Here is a 20,942-nt window from a genome sequence, read left to right on the forward strand (position 1 = left end):
AATTGTATTTTTATGTATTTTCTTTTCTATAGTTTCCTGGTGTTAATCCTGTAAAATTTTTGAAAAATTTTGAAAAATTAGAAGGGTCATAGGTTAGAATTCGAGCAATTTCTGCGATGGAATAGTCTGTATTTACAATCATCTCTTTGGCTTTATCAATAATCTTTAAATCATAAAAATGACAAGGATGATTGCCTGTTTCTTTTTGTATGGTATCGGTTAAATGTGTATGTGATATAGCTAAATCATCTGCAATTTGATTGATTTCTTTAAAACTGAAAGCAATACCTGCAACAACTTCATTAATATGTTTATCTAAATAATCAAAATAGATCTGTTTGATTTCATCTCCTCGTTTAGAAATTTCGGTATTAATTTTAGTCATGTGTTATTAAACTTATAAAATATAAAGTTACTATGTTTTTTAATTGGTCATGATAAAATAAACATCTTTATTGATATGTATCAACTAGATTTAACACTATAAAAAAACAGATGCTATAAAGTCATAGCATCTGTTTATAAAACCTATTTTACAACTGTAGCCTCGAGTTCTACAGTTAGACTTTCAAAGAGTCCTTTTACCTCAAGTACTGTTGTTGCTTGCTGAATTTTGTGTTTAACAAGCCACTCTTGTAAAATGGGAAAATGCTGCATTAGTTCAGAGGTAGAAGTTGTATAGATATTTAATCTAACAATACCCTCAAGGGAGTAATTAGCTGTTTTAATTACCTTTTCTAAGTTTTCAATACAAAGTAAAAGCTGCGTTTTCATATCAGCGTTACTTGAGATTCCATTTTGATCAATAGCTACCTGACCAGAACAGTAAAGTGTACTTTGAGCATTTTTTACTTCTATTGCTTGAGCGTAATTACGCTCGAATTGCCATTGCCAAGGATTAATAGTTGTTTTTATCATCTTGTATTCTTATTTAGTTACAGAGCAAATTTGCTATTAAACCTTAGAAGAAGATGTTGATGTATATCACAAATTTAAAGTGAGCTAAATCACTTTAGATCCAATCGACTTAGTGTTTCTCTTGAAACTCCAAGATAGGCTGCTAAAAGAGATTTTGGAACACGTTGCATAATACCAGGAAAGCGTTCTTGAAGTTCAAAGAACCGCTTTGTAGTATTGTTTTTCATCATGGATAAAATACGCTGTTGCGCAGCAATAAAACCTTTGTGCGTTTTATCTAAAAAGAATTCATTTATCACAGGAAGTTCTTTTCTTAGTTTATTATAACCTTCTAAATCCAAAGCATAGACTTGCGTATCTTCAATACATTCTAAACTCATGCTTGCTAGAGATTGGCTGTAGAATGCTTTTAGATCTGTTTCCCACCAACCTTCCATTGCAAAGTCAATGATATGCTCTTTGGCATTATCATCAGTATAAACAAGCTTTAATAGACCTTTATCTATAAAGAATAAATAGGGCACAGGCTCTCCTTCTTGAATTAAAAACTGATGTTTCTTATATTTTTTAAAAATAAAACAAGACAAGATAAAGTCAAAATCACCGTCTGTTACTAGTACTACTTGTTCTATTTGTGTTTTAAGAAGGTTGGTCATATAATTTGCTTCAGTTTGAGAGTGATTTTTTTAAAGTTACAAAGTAAAGATACATAAGTATATCACTATAGTTATTCTAAATGTTTACTAATTAAATCAGCAGTTTGTTTGGGATGAGAAATAGGTCCTCCATGACCTGCACCTTGAATAGTCTGTAGCTCTATTGAATTAACTTTCTGTTTTATTGTTTTTGCAACAGCTGGATACACTAAAATGGAATCACTTCCTGTAATTAAAGTGATTTTACCTTTAAATTGATTAAGGTTCCCGGGTTTAATATTTAAACGCTCAGGGTCATTTGCTTGATCAAGCCAAGTAGCATAACTAGCTGTCATGGTATTTCTGGCTCTTTGATCAAAAACAGAATACCAACTACCTTTTCCAAAGGCTACTTTTTCAATAAAATTAAAGGTTCCCTGTTCAATGTGTCCTTGTTCAAGTAAATTTTTACTTTTTTGCATTTCGGTCTGTATTTCTGAAAGCATGTCTTTATACTCAGACCTTCCTTTTAATATTCCAAAAATTGGTGGTTCATATAGGACAATACTCTCAACTCTATCAGGATGATTGTTGGCTAATTCAATAGTTATATTTGCTCCATAAGAGTGTCCAATAAAGTGAGCTTTTTTAATCTCTAGAGCATCAAGTAAGGATAAAGCATCTTGAACATCTATTGATATTGTACCTTGCTCTTTATCAGCAGAAGAAGCACTATGTCCTCTTCTATCATATAAAATTATAGGGTTAGAAGCTGTTTTGTTTATCTCTTCGGCCACAGGTAACCAAGAATTATGATCATCCCATGATCCGTGTATAAAAACTATAGGGATACCTTGGCCTTTTTTATAGCGTATCGCTAAGTTGACATCACTAGTTTTAATTTGGTATAGTGGAGTATTTTCAATTGCAAAATATTCTGTACTTGTTTGAGCGAATAATTCAAATGAAAATAGTTGAATTAGAAAAAAGAGTAGAACTCCAATGTTTTTATAAGAAGAATATCTCATGACTTTATATTATGATTTATTAAGACTAAATTTAAATAAAATAAATAAAGATAAAAAAAACGAATTATAACTTATTATAATCCGTTTTTTTACCTAACTAATTTATATAGTTTTTATGTATAATTCCTGTAATTCATCAGGTGTAAAATCTTTAGAATCTAATTGTTGTATCAGTTTTCCTTGCTTCATGATACCTATTTTTGTAGAGACTTTAGTAGCATTGAAAATATCATGGGTGGCCATAAAAATGGTTTTTCCTTCACGGCCAAGTTTACAGATAAGTTCATTAAATTCATTTGTAGCAATTGGATCAAGTCCGCTTGTTGGTTCATCTAAAAACAGCACTTTAGCGTTTTTAGCAACTGCAATGGCAATTCCTACTTTCTGTCTCATTCCTTTTGAGTATCCTTTAAGTTTTCTATGATGTGCAGATTCTTGTAGTCCCGTTAGTATTAAAAAATCGATGAGTTCTTTCTGAGAGTAAGAAAAACCAGCAATTTTACTAAAGAAATCTAAATTCTCAATTCCAGTTAGTTCGGGGTATAACATAACTGTTTCGGGTATATAAGCAATGTCTTTTTTTATTAATTGTGGATTCTCTATAACAGATATCCCATTTATAAAAGCTTCTCCAGATGTTGGTTTTATAAAACCTAAAAATATATTAATAGTTGTGCTTTTTCCTGCTCCATTTTGACCAAGTAAAGCATAGACTTCACCTTTTTTGAGTTCTATATTCAAGCTATGTAATGCTATGTTATTGTCATATTTTTTATGTAGGTTGGTTGCTTTTAACATAATTTTTTTAGTTTTTTATGTGAGATAATCAGTAAAATAGTAATGATAAGAAGTAGGGGCAATACTAGCTGGATAATTGAAACGTTTGATTGTGCTTTGAATTTTTCTAGTTTGTGATTGTTCCAATTCTCTACAGTACTGTTTTGATTAGAGAAAATTAAGGGATAAAAATGCAAACGTTTCTGGCGATGGAAATCCTTTAGTTTGTTTTCATAAGCAAGTATATTGTTTTGATCAGATAAGGCTAGTTCACTTGAAAGTGTTAGGGCGTGTATACTTGGAATAAAATAACCTATTAGTTTAGCAGCATTATTTCTTGCCTTTATTTTGCTCTGATAAGCAATAGAAGATTTCATTGATTCTACATCCGCTAGATGTTGCATTGCATAATACCATTTCCAATTGAAATCATTATTAAAAATGGTATCATTAGTTTTAAATTGAGGATATATATTATGAAATTTATCTATTGTTTTTTTTTGAGGTTCGTCCCATTTATTGTGATAACCATCTCTTTGTTCTATAACAGTTTGTAATGCTTCTTTGATAGGATACATTTTTTGAATTAGAACAAAGCTCACCATCGGAACAATAAAGTTCATTGCTATCCAAATAAGAATTAGAGCAAGCGCATTGTACGAAGTACTCTTATTGTTAGCTACTATAAAACGGCATAATGCAAACCAAAATATAATGTATAAAAAGCCAAGTAAAATAAGTAAGTTAAAAGCTTTGTCAAATGGAATTTGAATCCAAAATTTAGCAATTAGTAGCAATAGAAAATAGAGAGAACTAATAGATAGGAATCTTATTATTAGCTTAGTATCTATTATTCTTTTTATATTTCCACTTTGTAAAGACAATAGTTTCAATGTACCACTTTCCTTTTCTTGTGATAGAATATTGAAATTAATAGCAATTATAATAAGTGGAAAAAGGAAGATAAGTACAAAGCTAAAATCGAAATTTCCAGCTAGTGCGCTTGTAGGGTTATAGAAATCGGTATTGTATTTCTGCTCTTCTAAATTTCGGATAGTTACTCCTTTTACACTTGGTGTAAAATCTCTCATACCAATATTAAGTGCTGTTAATTTACTAGGTTCGTTAAATAAATGGAATTTTATATAGTAAAGAGTAGATCCAATATGTGTTTCGTGCGCTGTGTTTTTTTGAATGCTTTGCTCTTGATATTCAGTAGCATCTTGTATTAATTGATTGTTTTTTTCAAGGAATGTAACTCCAGTATGTATGGATAATATTCCAAGAAAAAATAGTAGTATTAGTGAAAAAACATACACTTTATTTTGAAAAAATTGTTTATATAAGTACTTATTCATCTTAATTGAATTTGAGTTTTTTGATACTTAGGAGTATGATTAAAAGACTTATTGCAAACCAAAAGACTAGGGAAAAACAAGTGGTTAATTGAGTTTGTAAACTAGTTAATAGTCCTGTATATTGATATTTAAAGTCAGGAAGGTTCTTCCAGTTTTCTTGACTAATAATTTCGTTTTTAGATTTGTCATTACTGATGTGTTCTATTTGTAAGTCATTCATATATTGAGCTAGTTTGTAGCGGTATTCTTCTGCTTGGTTTTGAAACATCTTATAAGCATAATAATCTGTTGCACAAACTGTGGTTGAAAAGCTTTTAATGGCTGTCATTGGATTAAAATAACTAGAGTATTGGGTGATTTGGTATTGCTTTTCAAAAGTATCTTCTAGTTCTTTCATTTTTGCATTGTAAATACCCGTACTGATTTTTTCGCCTTGTTTCATTATAAAACCTCCATAGTTAAAGGGAAGTTTATTTACATTGTCAACATTGTAATGATTTAATAAAGAGTCTTTGATGTGAGAAAAGTAAGGGTCATTGGGATTGTGACTATCACCAACTTTTAGAATCTCTTTTTCAAGTTTGGATTCAAAGGCAATCCTTGATTCAATTGGATAACTAATTTGAGCGGTATATTGTACTGCTTTAGGTAGAATAATTGACATCAAAAGCCAGATGGTAATTAGGTTAATCAATGCTATGGATGAGTTTTTACTTAGTGTCGAGATTCCTACAACAATTGAACTTAGCAAAAAGTAAAATAAAGCATAAGAAAATAGAATCAGTAAACTTCGAAACAGAATATCAGAAAAAGTACTTAAATAACTGTAGCTTATCAGTCCAATTAGTATTGGAAATATAGGTATAGAAAGTAGAAGAGCGTAATGCCACAATCCCTTTACTTTACCGAAAATAATAGCCTTTTTTGAGGCTCCTTGAATACTTAACAATTTTAACGTATTGTCCTCTTTTTCTTTGGTAATTAGATTAAAACCAACAAAGAAAATAATAAGAGGGAGCAAGACTTGTAAGATAAAAGCAGGGGTAAATACGCCAAACCGTACAAGAACCCCTGAGCTATTAGCTTCTGAAATGTTTGCCGTATTTTGCTTATGAGCTTCTAAGAATATTATATTTCCTAGATAGTCGTCTAACCCTTTGTCCAATATACTCATTGGATGAGCAAGCCTAAAAACAAGGTAGCCGTAATGTGCCATTCTATGGGGGTGTTTATCAGGTCTATTTTCCCATTTTTCCCTTACTTCAACACGATGAGCTTCAACAGAGGTAGCATGGGTAGTAAATTGAGTGTAATTGATAAAACAACTTAGGATAGATATTAGCCAAACTCCTAAGAGAATAAAGAGATTTTGTTTTTTGCGTATAATATCTCTAAAGGTTTTTTTAGTGATTAGTTCAGTCATTAAAAAAGTAGTTTATGAATTTTCATTTTTGTTGATAAGCTCTTTACGATTGTTTTTATAAAGCTTATACACACAAAACTAATTGATAGAATTAGAATTATAATCACCATAATCGCAAGTATTACTCGTCTCGTCTTTATTATTTCGCATCTCGTCAGTGTAGATTTTTTATTCAGATATAGTTTTGTCCCGATCTAAAATCAATCGTGCAAATGAAATTAATTAGCTATATAAACAAAATGAAATTTAAGCAGTTTAGTTTTTTAATAATACTGATAGGTATTTCATATACAAATTCTATTTATGCTCAAAATACTAAGACCTATAAACTCAAGGCCAGAGTATTGCAAGAAGGTAAAAATCAAAAAGAAGCTTTAGCTCAAGCTTATGTATATACGTTACCTAGTCGTGTTGAAACTTTTTCAAATAACAAGGGAGAATTTTCTTTAGAATTACCTAAGGGAAAACATCAAGTTATGATCTCTTATGTTGGAAAGGTAAGTTTAGATACATTGATTGATGTTACTAGTGATATTGAATTTGAGTGGGTACTAAAAGATGATAATTTTCGCTTAGAGGAAATTCATGTTGTTTCAAATATTCAAAAGCAAGATCACTCTACTAAGATAAACAGAGCAAGTTTAGATCATCTGCAATCATTAAGCTTAAATGATGCGATGAGTTTACTTCCAGGAGGGATCACTTCAAATCCAAACTTAAAAAGCAATAGAAGTATATCGATAAGAAATATCGGTAGTACAACGCATTCTATGAATTCTTTTGGGACTAGTATTATCCAAGATGGAATGCCTATTTCTAATAATGCTAATATGCAAATGATGAATCCTGCTGTAGATGGTAATCTCTCCTCTTTAGGTGGAGGAGCTAGTATTTTAGGAGGTATAGATACTAGAAATGTTCCTACAGATGCAATAGAATCTATTGAGATAATTAAAGGTGTAGCTTCAGCTCAGTATGGAGATCTTACCTCAGGTGCTGTTCTTTTCTCTACAAAGAAAGGAATTACACCTTGGATGTTTTCAGCTAAGACAAACCCTAATGTTTATCAGTTTTCTGTGTTAAAAGGTGAAAAACTATCAGATAAATTAGGAGTTCTAACTACAAATTTTGACTATGCCAAGAGCATAAAGAGTCCAATACAATCTTATTTAACTTATGAAAGATTTCAGTTTAGAACTCAATATGAACAGTCCTTTTTAGATGATCGATTAAAGACTAATTGGATGGTACAACTTACCTCATCAAAGGATCATCAATATAGAAATTATGATGAGTTAATAACCCAAAGACAAAGTAAAGGGAGTAGTCTTGCTTGGGTTTTTAATATAAGCGGTACTTATTACTTTAATTCAGATATTTTTAAAAACATCAAATATGTCTTGGGATATAGTCAAACGGTAAAAAAGAGCTTTTATGGGCAACAATATACTTCAGCCACAGCTCCTTATTCTATGACTATGTATGACGGTAGTATTATGTCTAATAGGAATAAAGATATTTATGATATTGATGGTAATTTAATAGTTGGTTCTAATAAGTATCAAACCGAGGAAGATTATTATGCCATGATGTTACCGAGTACTTATAATGCATTTTATAATATAGATGGTAAAGAGATTAATCTTTTTGGTAAGTTAACAAGTTCACTTCAGAAAACCACAGGCATATTTACTCATAATGTGCTGTTAGGGATTGATTATAAGAAAGATGGTAATAAAGGAAAAGGAAAAACTTTTTTACCAACTGCGCCACCTTATAGAGATTTATCTGCTTTTAATGCTAGTTTTCGACCAAGATCTTATGATGATATTCCGTTTTTAAATCAGTTTTCTTTTTTTGCTGAAGATCAAATAGAGTTTGAAGTGTTTAATCGCAATGTTCTTATAAACGCAGGGCTTCGCTATGATAAGTATTCTACATTAAAAGAGCAGTGGTCTCCAAGATTTAATTTAGCATTTGATTTGATTCCTAATAACTTGTTGATTCGTTTTAGTCATGGAGTAGGTGTTAAATCTCCAGGATTACAGTTTTTGTATCCTGAAAGAGCATATTTTGAATATATAAATATAAATGAACTAGGAATAAATAATGTTCCTGAAGATCAACAACTTTTTATAACGACAACAAGAGTATTTAATACTACCAATAAAGATTTAAAAGTAGCTCGAAATACAAAATCGGAGTTTACATTTGATTTTCAACTTAATAAGAAAAGGTTAGTTGTTACTTTATTTAAAGAACATTTGAAAAATGGATACTCAATGGGGTACTTACCTTCGTCTTTTAAACCAGTTGATTTTTTACAGTATAAAAGAAATGATCAAGGGATTTATTTAGATTCAAGCAATCCTGTACTGGCTTCATTTTATCAGCCTACAAATAATCTAGAATATAAGTCAAAAGGAGTAGAGTTTGATTTTGATCTTGGAAAATGGAACCAGATAAGAACTTCATTTTATTTAAATGGAAGTTTTTTAGAATCCCAAACTTATAGTAATAATTATTCTTTTTTTGATGGATATAGTTCTACAGGACCTAAGGAAAGAACCCATGTTGGAGTTTATCAAAAAGGTTCCAGGGTTGTAAATAACCAACGTTTTTCTACTAGTTTAAGGCTAGTACATCATATTCCTCAAATTGGCTTTGTTATGACCTTTACAACAGAGGCTATTTGGAAAGAGTCTGATTGGTATAGTTTTAAAGATTATGACAAGCCTATAAAATACATTTCTAAGATAGATGGACAGATGTATGATTTAGCATCTAACCCATTACCTGAAGAAGAGTATAAACTTCTTGTAAGACCACTAGATGAAAAGATGCATTTAAAGGAAAGTTATAATCCCATGTTCATGTTCAATTTGAACCTAACTAAAGAAGTGGGGAAAACTACAAGGGTTTCGTTTTATGTAAATAATATGTTTAGATCATATCCATTACATGATGCTGTAAGAACTCCCGGAGTGAAAGTGGTTAGAGGAAATCAATTTTTCTTTGGTCTGGAGTTAACAAAACTATTTTAAAAATAAGTAAAGATGAAAAGAATAATATCACTATGTATAATTGCCTTTTTGAGTAGTTGTACATCATTTGACGATGCATTAAAAACAGATACTGTATCGTCATTGGAATTTAAAATTGAGGCGAGTTCTTTAGTCACTGAAATAGAAGATATCACAGGATTAGAAGTCAACTTAGAAAACTATAAAGAAAACAAAATATACAAAGGAAAGTTACAAGGTAGTCAAATCGTATTTAATCAAATAATTCCTGGACTTTATAATTTAAATATTTCTGGAAGATTATTAAGTAATAGTGGAGAGCAATTTTTAATGAGAGGTGCTAAAAATAATTTTCCAATTGTAAAATCTGATTATTTAAAAATGGATGTTGATGGAATTCGAATAAGTCCACTAGTTTTTAAAGAAATATTTTATGCAGGTACAGCTCCCTTTTATTTTAGAAATCAATTTTATGAAATTTACAATAACTCTGATCAGGTAATTTATTTAGATCATGTTTATTTTGCTACAATAGCTCCTACAAAAGCAACTACTCAAAAGCCCATTTGGCCAGCAGAGGATCAAGACAAGTTTGTTTATACTGATAGAATTTGGAAATTTCCTGGATCAGGTGCAGACTATCCATTACTTCCTGGGGAAAGTTGTGTTATTTCTCAATTTGCAGCTAACCATAAGTTAGAAAGATATAATCCAAATTCTCCTTTAGATGCTACTATTTCTGAGTTTGAATTTAATATGGATAATCCAAATTTTCCAGATCAACCAGCTATTGATATGGAACATTTCTATTATAATGGAAAAGCTGTTAAAGGTAGTGCCCCTCAATATTTGACATCTGTTTTTGGTGGAGCTTTTGTTTTGTTTTCTGTACCTACAGATAAAACATATGATCCTATAAATAATCTACAATTGCAGGCAAAAGATGTTTCGTCTTCTTTGAATACCATTTATGCAAAAATTCCAACTAGCTATGTGCTAGATGCTGTAGAGGCAGGAGATAATGAAAATATGATTGTAGGTAAGAGAATGCCTTCGGTATTAGATGCAGGAATGACTTATGTGGGAGCAACCTATAACTCTAAAAGTGTTGTACGTAAGAAAATTAGTGAGAATGCAGATGGTACACCTATACTTCAAGATTTAAATAATAGCTCAGAAGATTTTATTCATGGAGAGATTCCAGTTTTTCGTCGTTATGGAGCTAAAATGCCAAAATGGAATCACACATTAAAATAATATGAAGAATATAGTAAAACAGTTAGTATATAGTTGTATTATGATACTGCCAAGCGTTTTATTAGCGCAGGATAGACAAGAAATACAACCTTCTTTAAATCAGATTAAAATATTCGAGTCTTTGTTTGTTAGTCAAATGCATTCTTCTCTTTTGGATAAACAAGAGTTTAAAGTGTATAACGATTTGAATTTTTTATTTGATTCTCAAAAGGGAGATTTCTCTAGAAAACAACAAGGTAGTCAAACAACTCTTTATGGAGTTAGCTCTCAAGGAACTAAAAAATGGGATAAAATTTACTTAAAAGGTAATTTTAATTACAATAGGATTAAACAAGAAAATGTAAAGTTTAATGCCTCAATTTTGGATCCATTTAGAGGGATGCCATTTATTGTTGCAGACACCAACTCTAGTAGATGGAATAAGCAACAAATAGATTTTAATGCCCAAGGTATATTGAAAGTTTCAAATAAAATGAGTTTAGGTCTTTTTACAGGATTTGAGGTTTATAGTGGGGCAAAACAAAGAGATATAAGATCTGAGAATTATCGATATAAATTACAGATTAATCCTTCTTTGTCATATCATCTAACTAATAATAGTTCTATTAGTGCAGAGTTGAACTATGTTTCTTTTAAAGAGGAGTCTTCCAATTCTAATACTAATACTTATGTCGATCAGCCATATTATGAATTATATGGATTGGGACATCATATAAAAGCAATAGGTTCAGGTAGAACGACTAATTATTTTGGTAACACTTTAGGTACAGGAATAAACTATCTATATAAACAAAAAGGGTATTGGTTATTATTTTATGGTAAAACTGATCTGCAAGTTGAAGATGTTGAAATCAGCTTTTCTATCCCTAAAAAGGATGGAACGGTTAAATCAAGAGAAAATAAATTAGGGGTTTTTTGGGGAAATACTATGGATAGATATCAATCTAAGGTTCAATTAGAGTATAGTAATACTAACAGGAAAGCAATTGAATATATTAGTTTATATGATTCTAATATAGATAATTTGGGATGGGATGTAAAAGGACAATTTGTTTTCTCAAGTTATAAAATGGATAGGATTGATTTAGGAGTAGATTATTTAACCAAAGAAAGTACAACAGGAGATTTTATCAATTGGTTTACAATTAAACTGTCCTATTTGAATCAAAAAGATAAGTATTTAGCAACTGGTTCAAAATTCTATAACAGTTCTGGGGTGGGAGAATTTAAATATCAAAGAAACTTAAGTGTCTTAAGGAAAAAGGGAGAATTAATAGCAAGTATGGGGCTTAAATATAAACATAGTTTTAGCTCTGATTATAAGTATAATGGAGGATATCCAAGTAGTTTAGTTGTTACAGAACTAATGCAAAATGAATTACAATATATAGATAGTAGCTATTGGAGAATCGCTCCAGAGATTATTTATTCTTTAAAACTGGATAAGAATACTAGTTCTATTTTTTATCTAAAAGCTTCATATAATTATTTAAAAACAAATAATAAGAAACTTAATACATATTCAGGTTTACAATTCAATGTCGGGTTTACTTTTTAAAATAGAAGATTATGAAAAAAAATATATTATTATTTATAGGATGCTTTTTTGCTTTTTATAGTTGCAAATCTACTAGTAATCTACAAAGTAGTCATTTAAATATATTTAATAAGCAAGAGAAAGAGATTTTAGAGTATATCATTGAAAAAGGACTTCAAAGAGAGGCAATTTACACTATCTATTCTCCAATTAAACCGATGAGTACAATAGGTGATTATAGAGTTGACTATAAGTTAGAGTATTCTGACTCAAAATTTAAGGCACAAATAGATACCATTAATTTACTGGAATCCATTGTTGAAAATTCAAAATTTAAAACTATAGAGTTTCAGATTTATCCTTTTAATAGTACATGGGATAGTATACGAACTTACCATTTTTGTGTATTAAGAAAGGACTTGGTTTCCAAATTATTGGAAGATAAGAAAGATTTTTTCTCCAGTCTTTCAATTAATCAGGATACTGACTATAAAACTATGTTAATCAAAATTGAAAATGCTAATATGCCTGATCGATATAGGGCTTTAGGTTATTTATTTGGTTATCCAGATTATGCGGTAGATTTTTTTGTAGAAGCTTCTGTTAAAGGAAAGGAAAGTGGAGAACTTGTACCTAGGCAGTTTTTTCAAATACCGACACTGAAATCAAAAACAGGACATTTTGTTTATGCTCTACCATTGGATTATAAGATTGGACAAGCTGATAGTCTACTTTACAAAAAGGCTGAGGAAACCTTAGAAAAATTTAAAAGAGAAAGAGCTAAACAAAGTTTTAAGAAGGGCATAGAATTAATAAAAGAGCTGGATGGTGAATGAAAAAAACAGAATAAGTCTTTTTACTGGGGTTCTGATTGTTATAGCTAATATGATTGGCATTAGTGCGTTTTCAAATCTTGGTATCCAATTAATGTATCAAACAAGTTATATAGAAGTTATATTGGTTTGGATTTTAGGAGCATTAATTGCCTTATGTGGAGCACTTAGTTATGCAGAAGTAGCTTGTATTTACCCTGAAAATGGTGGAGAGTATAGCTTTCTATCGAAAATGTATAATCCAACAATAGGTTTTTTAGCAGGCTGGATATCTATTACGGTAGGATTTCCTGTATCTATTGCTTTAAGTGCAAAAGTTTATGCTTCTTATTTTTTTGCTGATGCAGATCAAATGTTTATAGCTAGTGGTATTGTTATCGCGACTACTATTTTACACTTTCTAGGATACAATAGTAGTATGGCTTTTCAGAAGATTGTTACTTTAACTATTGTAATTGTTTTTATAGTACTTATCACTTTCGGACTAATTAGTCCGAGTAAGAGTGCTTTGTACGATAATTATTCAACCATTAATTATGCACAAGACAATTTAAAAGTTATTAAAAATTTTGTAATAGCTTTAATTTTTATATCGTATTCATATACTGGATGGAACTCTGTTACATATATGGTGGCAGATTTTAAAAAACCAAGCAGGACAATACCTAGAATTTTATTTATAGGGACCTTATTTGTAGGGATATGTTATGTATTGCTTCAAGTTGTATTATTAAAACATTTAAAATATGATGAATTAAAAGGGAGTCTAAATGTTGTAATGACTTTTGTAAACAAATTAAGTGATGGCCAGTATACAGTTGTGATAAAAGGCTTTATAACTCTACTTTTTATATCTAGTATAAGTATAATGACTTGGGTAGGGAGTAAAGTTTTATATCAGATGACAATTAAAAGTAATACTTTTTCATTTTTACGAAGTTCTTTTTATGCTTATCAGAATATAAAGATATTGTGTTTCCAAGGATGTATAGTTTTACTTATACTTATAAGTGGAAGTTTTGAACAAATTTTAGTGTATTGTGGTTTCTTATTAAGTATGTGTAGTTTATTAGTTGTGCTTGGACTTGTAAGGATTAAGAACAAAACAAAGGATTCGATTATTTTAAAAAGACCATTATCTTTGTTAGCACAATATGTATTTATAGTTTTTACTTTTATACTTATTATACAGTCGCTGTGGTCTTATCCTTTGGAGAGTTTAATAGGTTGTTTAAACGTATTATTTGGTTTTATTGTCTTTAAAATGAAAGAAGAAAAATCTTTATATCATAGTTAGGATCTATTTCCTAATTGCGTCATTTACTATTCCGTTTTGCGTCTTAGATTAATAAATTCTAATGCATATATTTGTAATTGAAGAATTATTACTTATTCTTTATCAAGTATAACAATGCAGAAGTATAAAAAGTATTTTGTCATTTTTTTTGTGACTATTTTCAGTCTACTGAAATTAGTTAATCTGCATTGTTATACCCATAAGGTAGATCATATTGATGGTAAACCTTGTCATGTATGTGAACTGGTTTTACTAGACAATAATACTCCATTACTATTAAGTGAAGAAGTTTTATTTGTTGTATTACTGATATCTATCATTAATTACAGAAAACCTATTTATTACTCTTTAACTATAGTACATAAAAATATAGTTAAATATTTCTTTTCCCGTCCACCTCCTATATTAAATAACTGATTGTTAGTTGTTATAAACAACTTTAGTAATATTAATTATTTAATTGATTTAAGACATTAGTATGTCTTATTTTACATTTATTATGGTAGAAATAAAAGTTGATAGGAGTGAACTATTGTTTGCTTCTGGTGCTGATATTGTACCTGAATCTGTACTAAATGAGAATATAATTTCCAAGAAAAATTTTACATTGGATTCTTTTTCAACGGAATCAATAACTATTGTAAGAGGTGAGATAGATGAAAATTATCTTCTTTTTCTCAATGAAAAACTCACAGAATCAGGTACTGTTGTTTTACATTTTCAGATTGAAGGGGAATTGTTTAATAATAAAGAAGTTTTTGAATATAATTGTGGTAAGGTTGAGCAACTAATTATTAGGTATCCTAGTTCTCCTGTTATCCATAGTTTTAGAGTAAAGGGAGCATTTTTTCGTATTTATATAAAAAGTAGTTTAGTAGATAAGTACTTACAACAATTTGAAACCTCTAACTTTGAAGAGAATCAGTCTTACACCTTTACAAATATTCATCCAATGCCTATAACAATATGCATGGATTTATTGTTGCAAAAATTGATTAATAATAAAAAAGAAGGTGTCTTAAGAGCTATTTATTTTGATAGTATGATTCTCGAACTAATGCTTTTACAATTAGAACAAATACAACAGCACCACTGCTCTTTACAATGTACTCAAAAGAAGCTCCAACTCGATAAGATGTACAAGGCGAAGGAGATACTTCTTCAAAATTATAAAAAACCACCAACATTAAAACAGTTAGCCATTGCACTTGGTACTAATGATTGTACTTTGAAAATTGAATTTAAAAAAGCTTTTGGAGTATCAGCTTATGCTTTTTTATCTGATTATAAAATGGGAATTGCTAAAGACTACCTCTTAGAGGATAGGTTATCTATTGCAGAGATTAGTGAAAATCTAGGGTATAAGAATGCAACACATTTTACAGCAGCATTTAAAAAATATCACGAGATAACTCCTAGTGGATTTAAAGCCCAATATGGAAAGTAATCTTAATTAATAAACGAGAAACTAATATAAGTTTTACTTATTTCGTCTTTCTTATTTCGTATATAGTCACCATTATTTTTAGAAAGGATACTACTTTTATCACCAATAATTGTTAATGCTAAGATTAAATATATGATAGTCATAGTTTGATTTTTTTCATAAATAACATCTTCCTGTTGTCATATTTCTAGTAAAAGTATTAAGGGCTATTTCATATGTGTTTATACAGCACGTGGTAGTTAATATTAAGCTTATTAATTGGTTTGTAAATGGCTGAAAGTTATATCTGGCTTTCAGTCATTTATTTAATGTGTAAAAGTAGATCAATTGAATATGATATAAATAGAAATTTATAACTGTGCTTTAATCTTTCATGGGTCTGTTTTGGGCTAATTCATGCGAAGCTATATATTTTAGTAATTTTTAATTGTATTTATCAGGTATAACAATGCAGAAATATAATAATTCAAGTTTTAGTTTTATGAAACTAATTAATCTGCATTGATATACTGATAATTTCTAATTACTTACACTGTAAGTGGTTAATTAAGTGGTTTAGTTTGAAAATTTAAATAAGAAAAAAATGAGAAAAAAGTTACCAGTAACTGTGTTAAGCGGTTTTCTTGGAGCAGGTAAAACAACATTACTCAATCATATTTTACACAACAAACAGGGATTAAAAGTTGCTGTTATTGTCAATGATATGAGTGAAGTTAATATTGATGCTCGCTTGGTTGATAATCAAAATATTTTATCAAGGACAGATGAAAAGCTTGTTGAGCTAAGCAATGGTTGTATATGCTGCACACTTAGAGAGGATTTAATTGAAGAGGTTGAAAAGCTAGCCAAAGAAAATAGATTTGATTATTTACTTATTGAAAGTACAGGTATTAGTGAACCAATTCCCGTGGCTCAAACTTTTTCTTTTGTAGATCAAGAATCAGGTATTGACCTTTCTGAGTTTAGTTATATAGATACAATGGTTACTGTGGTTGATTCTTATAATTTCTTTAAAGATTTTAGTACAATTGATCTTTTAAAAGATAGAGAACTTACAGATATAAAAGAAGATTATAGAACAGTTGTAAATCTTCTAACAGACCAAATAGAGTTCGCGGATGTAATTGTCTTAAATAAAACAGATTTAGTAGAAGAGAATAGTTTAAATTTTCTTCAAACTGTTCTGCATACTTTGAATCCAGAAGCGAAGATTATAAAGTCAGAATTCGGAAAAGTAAATCCAGATGAGGTGTTAAACACGAAATTATTTGATTTTGAGCAAGCTCAATTATCTAAAGGTTGGCAATTAGAATTAGAAAAAGATACTCATACTCCAGAAACAGAAGAGTATGGGATTAGTTCCTTTGTGTTTAAAGATCCAAGACCTTTTCATCCTGAGCGATTATGGGGATATTTAAATGAGAACTATCCGACTAATCTAATACGTGCTAAGGGGCTTTTTTGGATTGCAAGTAGGCCTAATCAAGCACTTAATTTTTCACAAGCAGGAGGTTCTTCTAGGTTAGAAATGGCTGGAGTTTGGTGGTGTAGTATTCCCTTTAATCAAAGAATAGAAAACCCTGATTTTGTATATAACCAAGATTTAATAGAATCTCATTGGCACCCAGTATGGGCGGATCGATTAAATGAATTGGTTTTTATAGGACACCATATAAATAAGCAAGAAATTATTACAGAGCTTCAAAGGTGTTTATTGCAAGAGGATGAGCAAGTTTTATTTAAAGAAAACATTGCCTTTAGTGATCCATTTCCTCAATATATATAATGATAAAAGTAAGTATGATTTAACCTAATAATTAGACATTATGAAAAAAGAAAAAATTAGTAAGATTATTTGTCTTGTTTGCATAATATTAGCTGTTTTATTTTTTAGTTGTAGTAATGATGATAATTATCAAGAATTAAAAAAGCCAACAATTGAAAATCTTGAAATAGGATATGCCAATAATAAAAAGGCCATAAGGGGTAGAGATTTCCATTTTAATGTAGATGTTGTGGCAGCAAGTAAAATAGGTTTAATCAAAGTAGCTATTCTTCCTAAAAAGGAGCAAACCTATTCAAGTAAATGGCAGTTAGAACTTGTTTGGGATGAGTTTAAAGATCATCGAAATACTAATATACATAAGCATTTTACAATTCCAGAGAATGCTCCTGAAGGTCTTTATGATTTTGTATTTACTGTGCATGATCAAAATGGTTCAGTTTTCGAATTAAAAGAGGATTTTACGATTATAGATGCAAATAGTACAGCTGTGGATCCTATTGTGGATAGAGATATGATATTTAGAAATGATACCATGATTTATTATATGGGTACTTATAATGAAAATCCATTAAAATTTAAAAAAGGTGATGTGTTTATAGGACGTACTCAAATTAAACAAATTCAAGGAGATGGTATATTGTATACAGCACTTGTTAAAGAAAAACTAAACCATTTTCCTGAGACAGTAGCACAATTAGATTTTAGCAAAGCCATTATTATCTCAAAGGTAGAACACAAAGGTTTAGGACCAGCTTCCAAGATTTCAACCCTTCAAAATATAAATGGATCTTGGTCGGGAGATAATATTGTCATAGGAGCTGAAAAAGATAATCAGGGCAATAGTATACATAATGCTAAATCTTGGGAGTCGGGTAAATATAATCTAGTTATTTTATATTATAACTCTACCTATAAAACGAGTGTTTTCAAATCTATACCAGTTTCATTGGAGCTTTAGAACCTTATTTTAAAAAATAAAAACTTGTATATAATATCATTGTTAAAAGAATTTAGAAAGGTTCTTCACAGATGAATCATGTTTTAAGTCATAATAAGTAATCTAAACATATAAATAAGAGGGGGACCTTGTTGTCCCCCTTATGATTGAAGTATTAGTAATTTTTATCCATATGATCTTCTAACACTTCTTTTAATTTATCTAAATAACAAGTTTTGGATTTAGCTCTTGTTTTCATACGGTGAAAAGCATGATGTATATCTAAGAGTTTTATACCAAATAACTCTTGAAATAACATTGCTATTTTTCGTATTTCTCCTTTACCATTATTAATAGACCCTGATAGATAAAGTGCGTAGATAAGTTCTATAAGCGCATTTTGAGATTCTGACCACACTAAGTTAGATGATATTATCTTATTAGTACTAATATCATATTCTTGTATTTTTTGATGAAGGTAGTTTTGAAGTAAATCATGAGCTATTATACGAGCTATTTTATAGTCATAATAGGTGGAGAAAAGAGCATCTATTTCAAAGATAAAGCTATTTATCCCTATGAGTAAATCTGTTTTACCCAAAGTAAAATATTCTATGTCTTTGTCTGAACGATTCGCATTATAGTATTTATAAAATTCATTGTGAGCAAAATACTTCTTATACTCCAGGTTTAATTCTTGTAGATGTTTATGATAGTATTTATTCTTAATAACAATATCTATTGGGCAGCTTATTTCTATTGAATAGATCTTATTATAAAAGATTAGTTTGCCTAGGACTTGAGGCTTAATTACTTTAAAAAAATCAATCTCGTCTTTTTGATTTTTGAATCCCACTTGAAGTATTTCTTGCTTTAGGTTTATAAGTAAGAGCCTTAAAAATTGAATCATTTCATAAGTCTTTGAAATAGAAGCTGAATCAATTAAGTTTAGTTCAATTTCCTTTGATTCGATTTGTTTTAATACGCTTTTGTGCTGTGTGTTTAGTGTCATAATTAATGAGTATTGGTTAATTATGCACCGAGTTAAAAACCTATAGTATTAGCCCTTTTAAAATAAAATAAATCAAAACTAGAAGTCAATACGTGAAAACACTGTAAAAAATGCGGAAAACACGTATTGTAAATTGTTTGAAAATTATAAATATTTATGTATTAATTTTTAAATTACTAATTGTAAATCGTCAGCAAAAAGTGGACAATTAATGTACTGAAAATAAGATAGTGTTTTCTAAAAAATGATAACTTTATAATTATGGGAAGAGTCAGTAAGAAAACACCAGAAAGTATGGTAAAGGATATCCGTAAAAATACGCGTAGACTATTTACCTCAGAACAAAAAGTATTGATCGTAATGGAAGGATTACGAGCAGAGCTTTCTGTATCAGAACTATGTAGAAAGTATTCTATCACTCAAGCTCAGTTCTATAAATGGAATAAAGAGTTTTTAGAAGCAGGTAAAAAGCGATTATCTGGTGATATTACAAGAGAGGCTACCAGTGATGAAGTAGCAGAGTTACGCAAAGAAAATGCAAAACTAAAAGAGGTAGTTGCAGATTTGGTATTGCGTTACGATATTGTAAAAAAAACCTTAGACATGCTGGAATAAATGAATTATATCGCAAGTATATGAGACTAACAGCAGCAGAGAAATATGAGCTAATCCAAACCGTAACCACAAGTGAATTGGGAGTTAAAAAGACTCTTGAAGAGTTTGGCATTCCTAAAAGTAGCTTTTATAAATGGTATAAACGTTACTTAGAAAAAGGGTATGATGGATTAGAAAAGAGTAAAAGAATAAGTAACCAACAATGGAATAGTATTCCTGAGAGTCAACAAAACTTAGTTGTTGAGATAGCTTTAGAATATCCTGAATTATCTTCACGAGAATTAGCATATAAAATTACAGATGAACAAGGTATCTATATCTCAGAGTCCAGTGTTTATAGAATATTAAAGAAGAGAGATTTAATACCCGCTCCAAATCATATTCTAATAGAAGCATCTAATGAATTTAAAGATAAAACACAGTTTGTACATCAAATGTGGCAAACAGATTTCACATACTTTAAAATTATTGGATGGGGTTGGTATTATTTAAGCACGATTTTAGACGATTACAGTCGCTATATTATTCATTGGGAACTATGTGATTCTATGGAGGCTAATGATGTAAAAAGAACCGTAGAAACAGCTATAAACAAGGCAAAACTCAAATCAAAAGCAAAACCTAAGTTATTATCTGATAATGGACCTTGCTACATCGCAAAAGATTTAAAAATCTTTTTAGAGAATGATATGAAAATGAAACAGGTACATGGTAGACCTCTACATCCTCAAACACAAGGAAAAATTGAGAGATATCATAGAACAATGAAAAATGTTGTAAAACTTAATAATTACTATCATCCTGAAGAGCTAATAGAGGCTATTGAGATTTTTGTAGAAAACTACAATAATAACAGGTATCACGAGGCTATTAGTAACCTAACTCCTAAGGATGTCTATTATGGTAATTCAGATAAAATATTAGAAAAAAGAGCTGTATTAAAACAAGAAACTTTAACTAAAAGAAGACAGTTGTATAATCAACAAAAAGTAATAAATTTATAACTAATACACTATCTTATATTTACGTGCTAAAAGTCTACATTAGTTTGAAGACATA

At 29.8% G+C, this 20,942-nt stretch carries 17 protein-coding genes and 1 pseudogene; 9 read left to right on the top strand and 9 right to left on the bottom strand.

The genetic code is table 11. The features are described 5' to 3' along the window. Positions 1-10 precede the first annotated feature (10 nt). From MYRA21_RS10920 to MYRA21_RS10950, 7 genes are all read right to left on the bottom strand, one after another. Positions 11-385, bottom strand: a complete 375-nt coding sequence (locus tag MYRA21_RS10920) for an AraC family transcriptional regulator (RefSeq protein WP_039329015.1) — start codon at positions 383-385, stop codon at positions 11-13. Positions 386-528: 143 nt separating this feature from the next. After that, a complete protein-coding gene (locus MYRA21_RS10925; protein ID WP_039329016.1) occupies positions 529-918 on the bottom strand; it encodes a RidA family protein in 390 nt (129 codons plus the stop codon). An 89-nt stretch (positions 919-1,007) separates the two neighbouring features. Further along, the gene (locus MYRA21_RS10930; protein WP_039329017.1) at positions 1,008-1,574 is read right to left on the bottom strand and encodes a Crp/Fnr family transcriptional regulator; all 567 of its coding nucleotides are present in this window, start codon (positions 1,572-1,574) and stop codon (positions 1,008-1,010) included. A 71-nt stretch (positions 1,575-1,645) separates the two neighbouring features. Next, entirely contained in the window at positions 1,646-2,581 is a 936-nt protein-coding gene (locus MYRA21_RS10935) for an alpha/beta fold hydrolase (protein ID WP_039329019.1), read from the bottom strand. A 102-nt stretch (positions 2,582-2,683) separates the two neighbouring features. Further along, entirely contained in the window at positions 2,684-3,379 is a 696-nt protein-coding gene (locus tag MYRA21_RS10940) for an ABC transporter ATP-binding protein (protein ID WP_039329021.1), read from the bottom strand. Next, positions 3,373-4,716, bottom strand: coding sequence for a DUF3526 domain-containing protein (locus MYRA21_RS10945; protein ID WP_039329023.1), 1,344 nt, complete (start codon positions 4,714-4,716; stop codon positions 3,373-3,375). Before MYRA21_RS10945 ends, MYRA21_RS10940 begins: the two co-directional genes overlap by 7 nt. 1 nt (position 4,717) lies before the next feature. Continuing rightward, entirely contained in the window at positions 4,718-6,139 is a 1,422-nt protein-coding gene (locus MYRA21_RS10950; RefSeq protein WP_039329025.1) for a DUF3526 domain-containing protein, read from the bottom strand. 212 nt (positions 6,140-6,351) lie between these two features. Here MYRA21_RS10950 and MYRA21_RS10955 point away from each other — a divergent pair, with 212 nt between their 5' ends. From MYRA21_RS10955 to MYRA21_RS18655, 6 genes are all read left to right on the top strand, one after another. Next, on the top strand, positions 6,352-9,183 hold the full coding sequence (locus MYRA21_RS10955) for a TonB-dependent receptor (protein WP_052237536.1): 2,832 nt from the start codon (positions 6,352-6,354) through the stop codon (positions 9,181-9,183). Positions 9,184-9,195: 12 nt separating this feature from the next. Continuing rightward, entirely contained in the window at positions 9,196-10,419 is a 1,224-nt protein-coding gene (locus tag MYRA21_RS10960) for a DUF4876 domain-containing protein (protein WP_006256873.1), read from the top strand. Position 10,420: 1 nt separating this feature from the next. After that, the gene (locus MYRA21_RS10965) at positions 10,421-11,977 is read left to right on the top strand and encodes a DUF6850 family outer membrane beta-barrel protein (RefSeq protein WP_039329027.1); all 1,557 of its coding nucleotides are present in this window, start codon (positions 10,421-10,423) and stop codon (positions 11,975-11,977) included. Positions 11,978-11,988: 11 nt separating this feature from the next. Further along, positions 11,989-12,792 (top strand): hypothetical protein, encoded by an 804-nt coding sequence (locus tag MYRA21_RS10970; RefSeq protein WP_006256871.1) that lies wholly within the window; start codon positions 11,989-11,991, stop codon positions 12,790-12,792. Beyond that, complete coding sequence (locus MYRA21_RS10975; protein WP_039329029.1) at positions 12,782-14,086, top strand: APC family permease; 1,305 nt, start codon at positions 12,782-12,784, stop codon at positions 14,084-14,086. The genes MYRA21_RS10970 and MYRA21_RS10975 overlap by 11 nt, the downstream gene beginning before the upstream one ends. A gap of 478 nt (positions 14,087-14,564) precedes the next feature. Continuing rightward, the gene (locus tag MYRA21_RS18655) at positions 14,565-15,533 is read left to right on the top strand and encodes an AraC family transcriptional regulator (protein ID WP_082013832.1); all 969 of its coding nucleotides are present in this window, start codon (positions 14,565-14,567) and stop codon (positions 15,531-15,533) included. 2 nt (positions 15,534-15,535) lie between these two features. Here the strand turns inward: MYRA21_RS18655 and MYRA21_RS19085 are convergent, their stop codons facing one another. Next, positions 15,536-15,676, bottom strand: a complete 141-nt coding sequence (locus MYRA21_RS19085) for a hypothetical protein (RefSeq protein WP_006256868.1) — start codon at positions 15,674-15,676, stop codon at positions 15,536-15,538. Between the two features lie 440 nt (positions 15,677-16,116). Between MYRA21_RS19085 and MYRA21_RS10990 the strand changes: the two genes are divergently transcribed. Both MYRA21_RS10990 and MYRA21_RS10995 read left to right on the top strand, forming a co-directional pair. Next, positions 16,117-17,319, top strand: a complete 1,203-nt coding sequence (locus tag MYRA21_RS10990; RefSeq protein WP_006256867.1) for a GTP-binding protein — start codon at positions 16,117-16,119, stop codon at positions 17,317-17,319. A gap of 40 nt (positions 17,320-17,359) precedes the next feature. Further along, positions 17,360-18,277, top strand: coding sequence for a DUF4625 domain-containing protein (locus MYRA21_RS10995; protein ID WP_039329034.1), 918 nt, complete (start codon positions 17,360-17,362; stop codon positions 18,275-18,277). A 154-nt stretch (positions 18,278-18,431) separates the two neighbouring features. Here MYRA21_RS10995 and MYRA21_RS11000 read toward each other — a convergent pair whose 3' ends face one another. Then, positions 18,432-19,268, bottom strand: a complete 837-nt coding sequence (locus MYRA21_RS11000; protein ID WP_039329036.1) for an RteC domain-containing protein — start codon at positions 19,266-19,268, stop codon at positions 18,432-18,434. 261 nt (positions 19,269-19,529) lie between these two features. Here MYRA21_RS11000 and MYRA21_RS11010 point away from each other — a divergent pair. Further along, positions 19,530-20,887 (top strand): annotated as a pseudogene (locus tag MYRA21_RS11010) (IS3 family transposase). Positions 20,888-20,942: the final 55 nt, after the last annotated feature.

This window comes from Myroides sp. A21 (assembly GCF_000807225.1).
Taxonomy (GTDB): domain Bacteria; phylum Bacteroidota; class Bacteroidia; order Flavobacteriales; family Flavobacteriaceae; genus Flavobacterium; species Flavobacterium odoratimimum.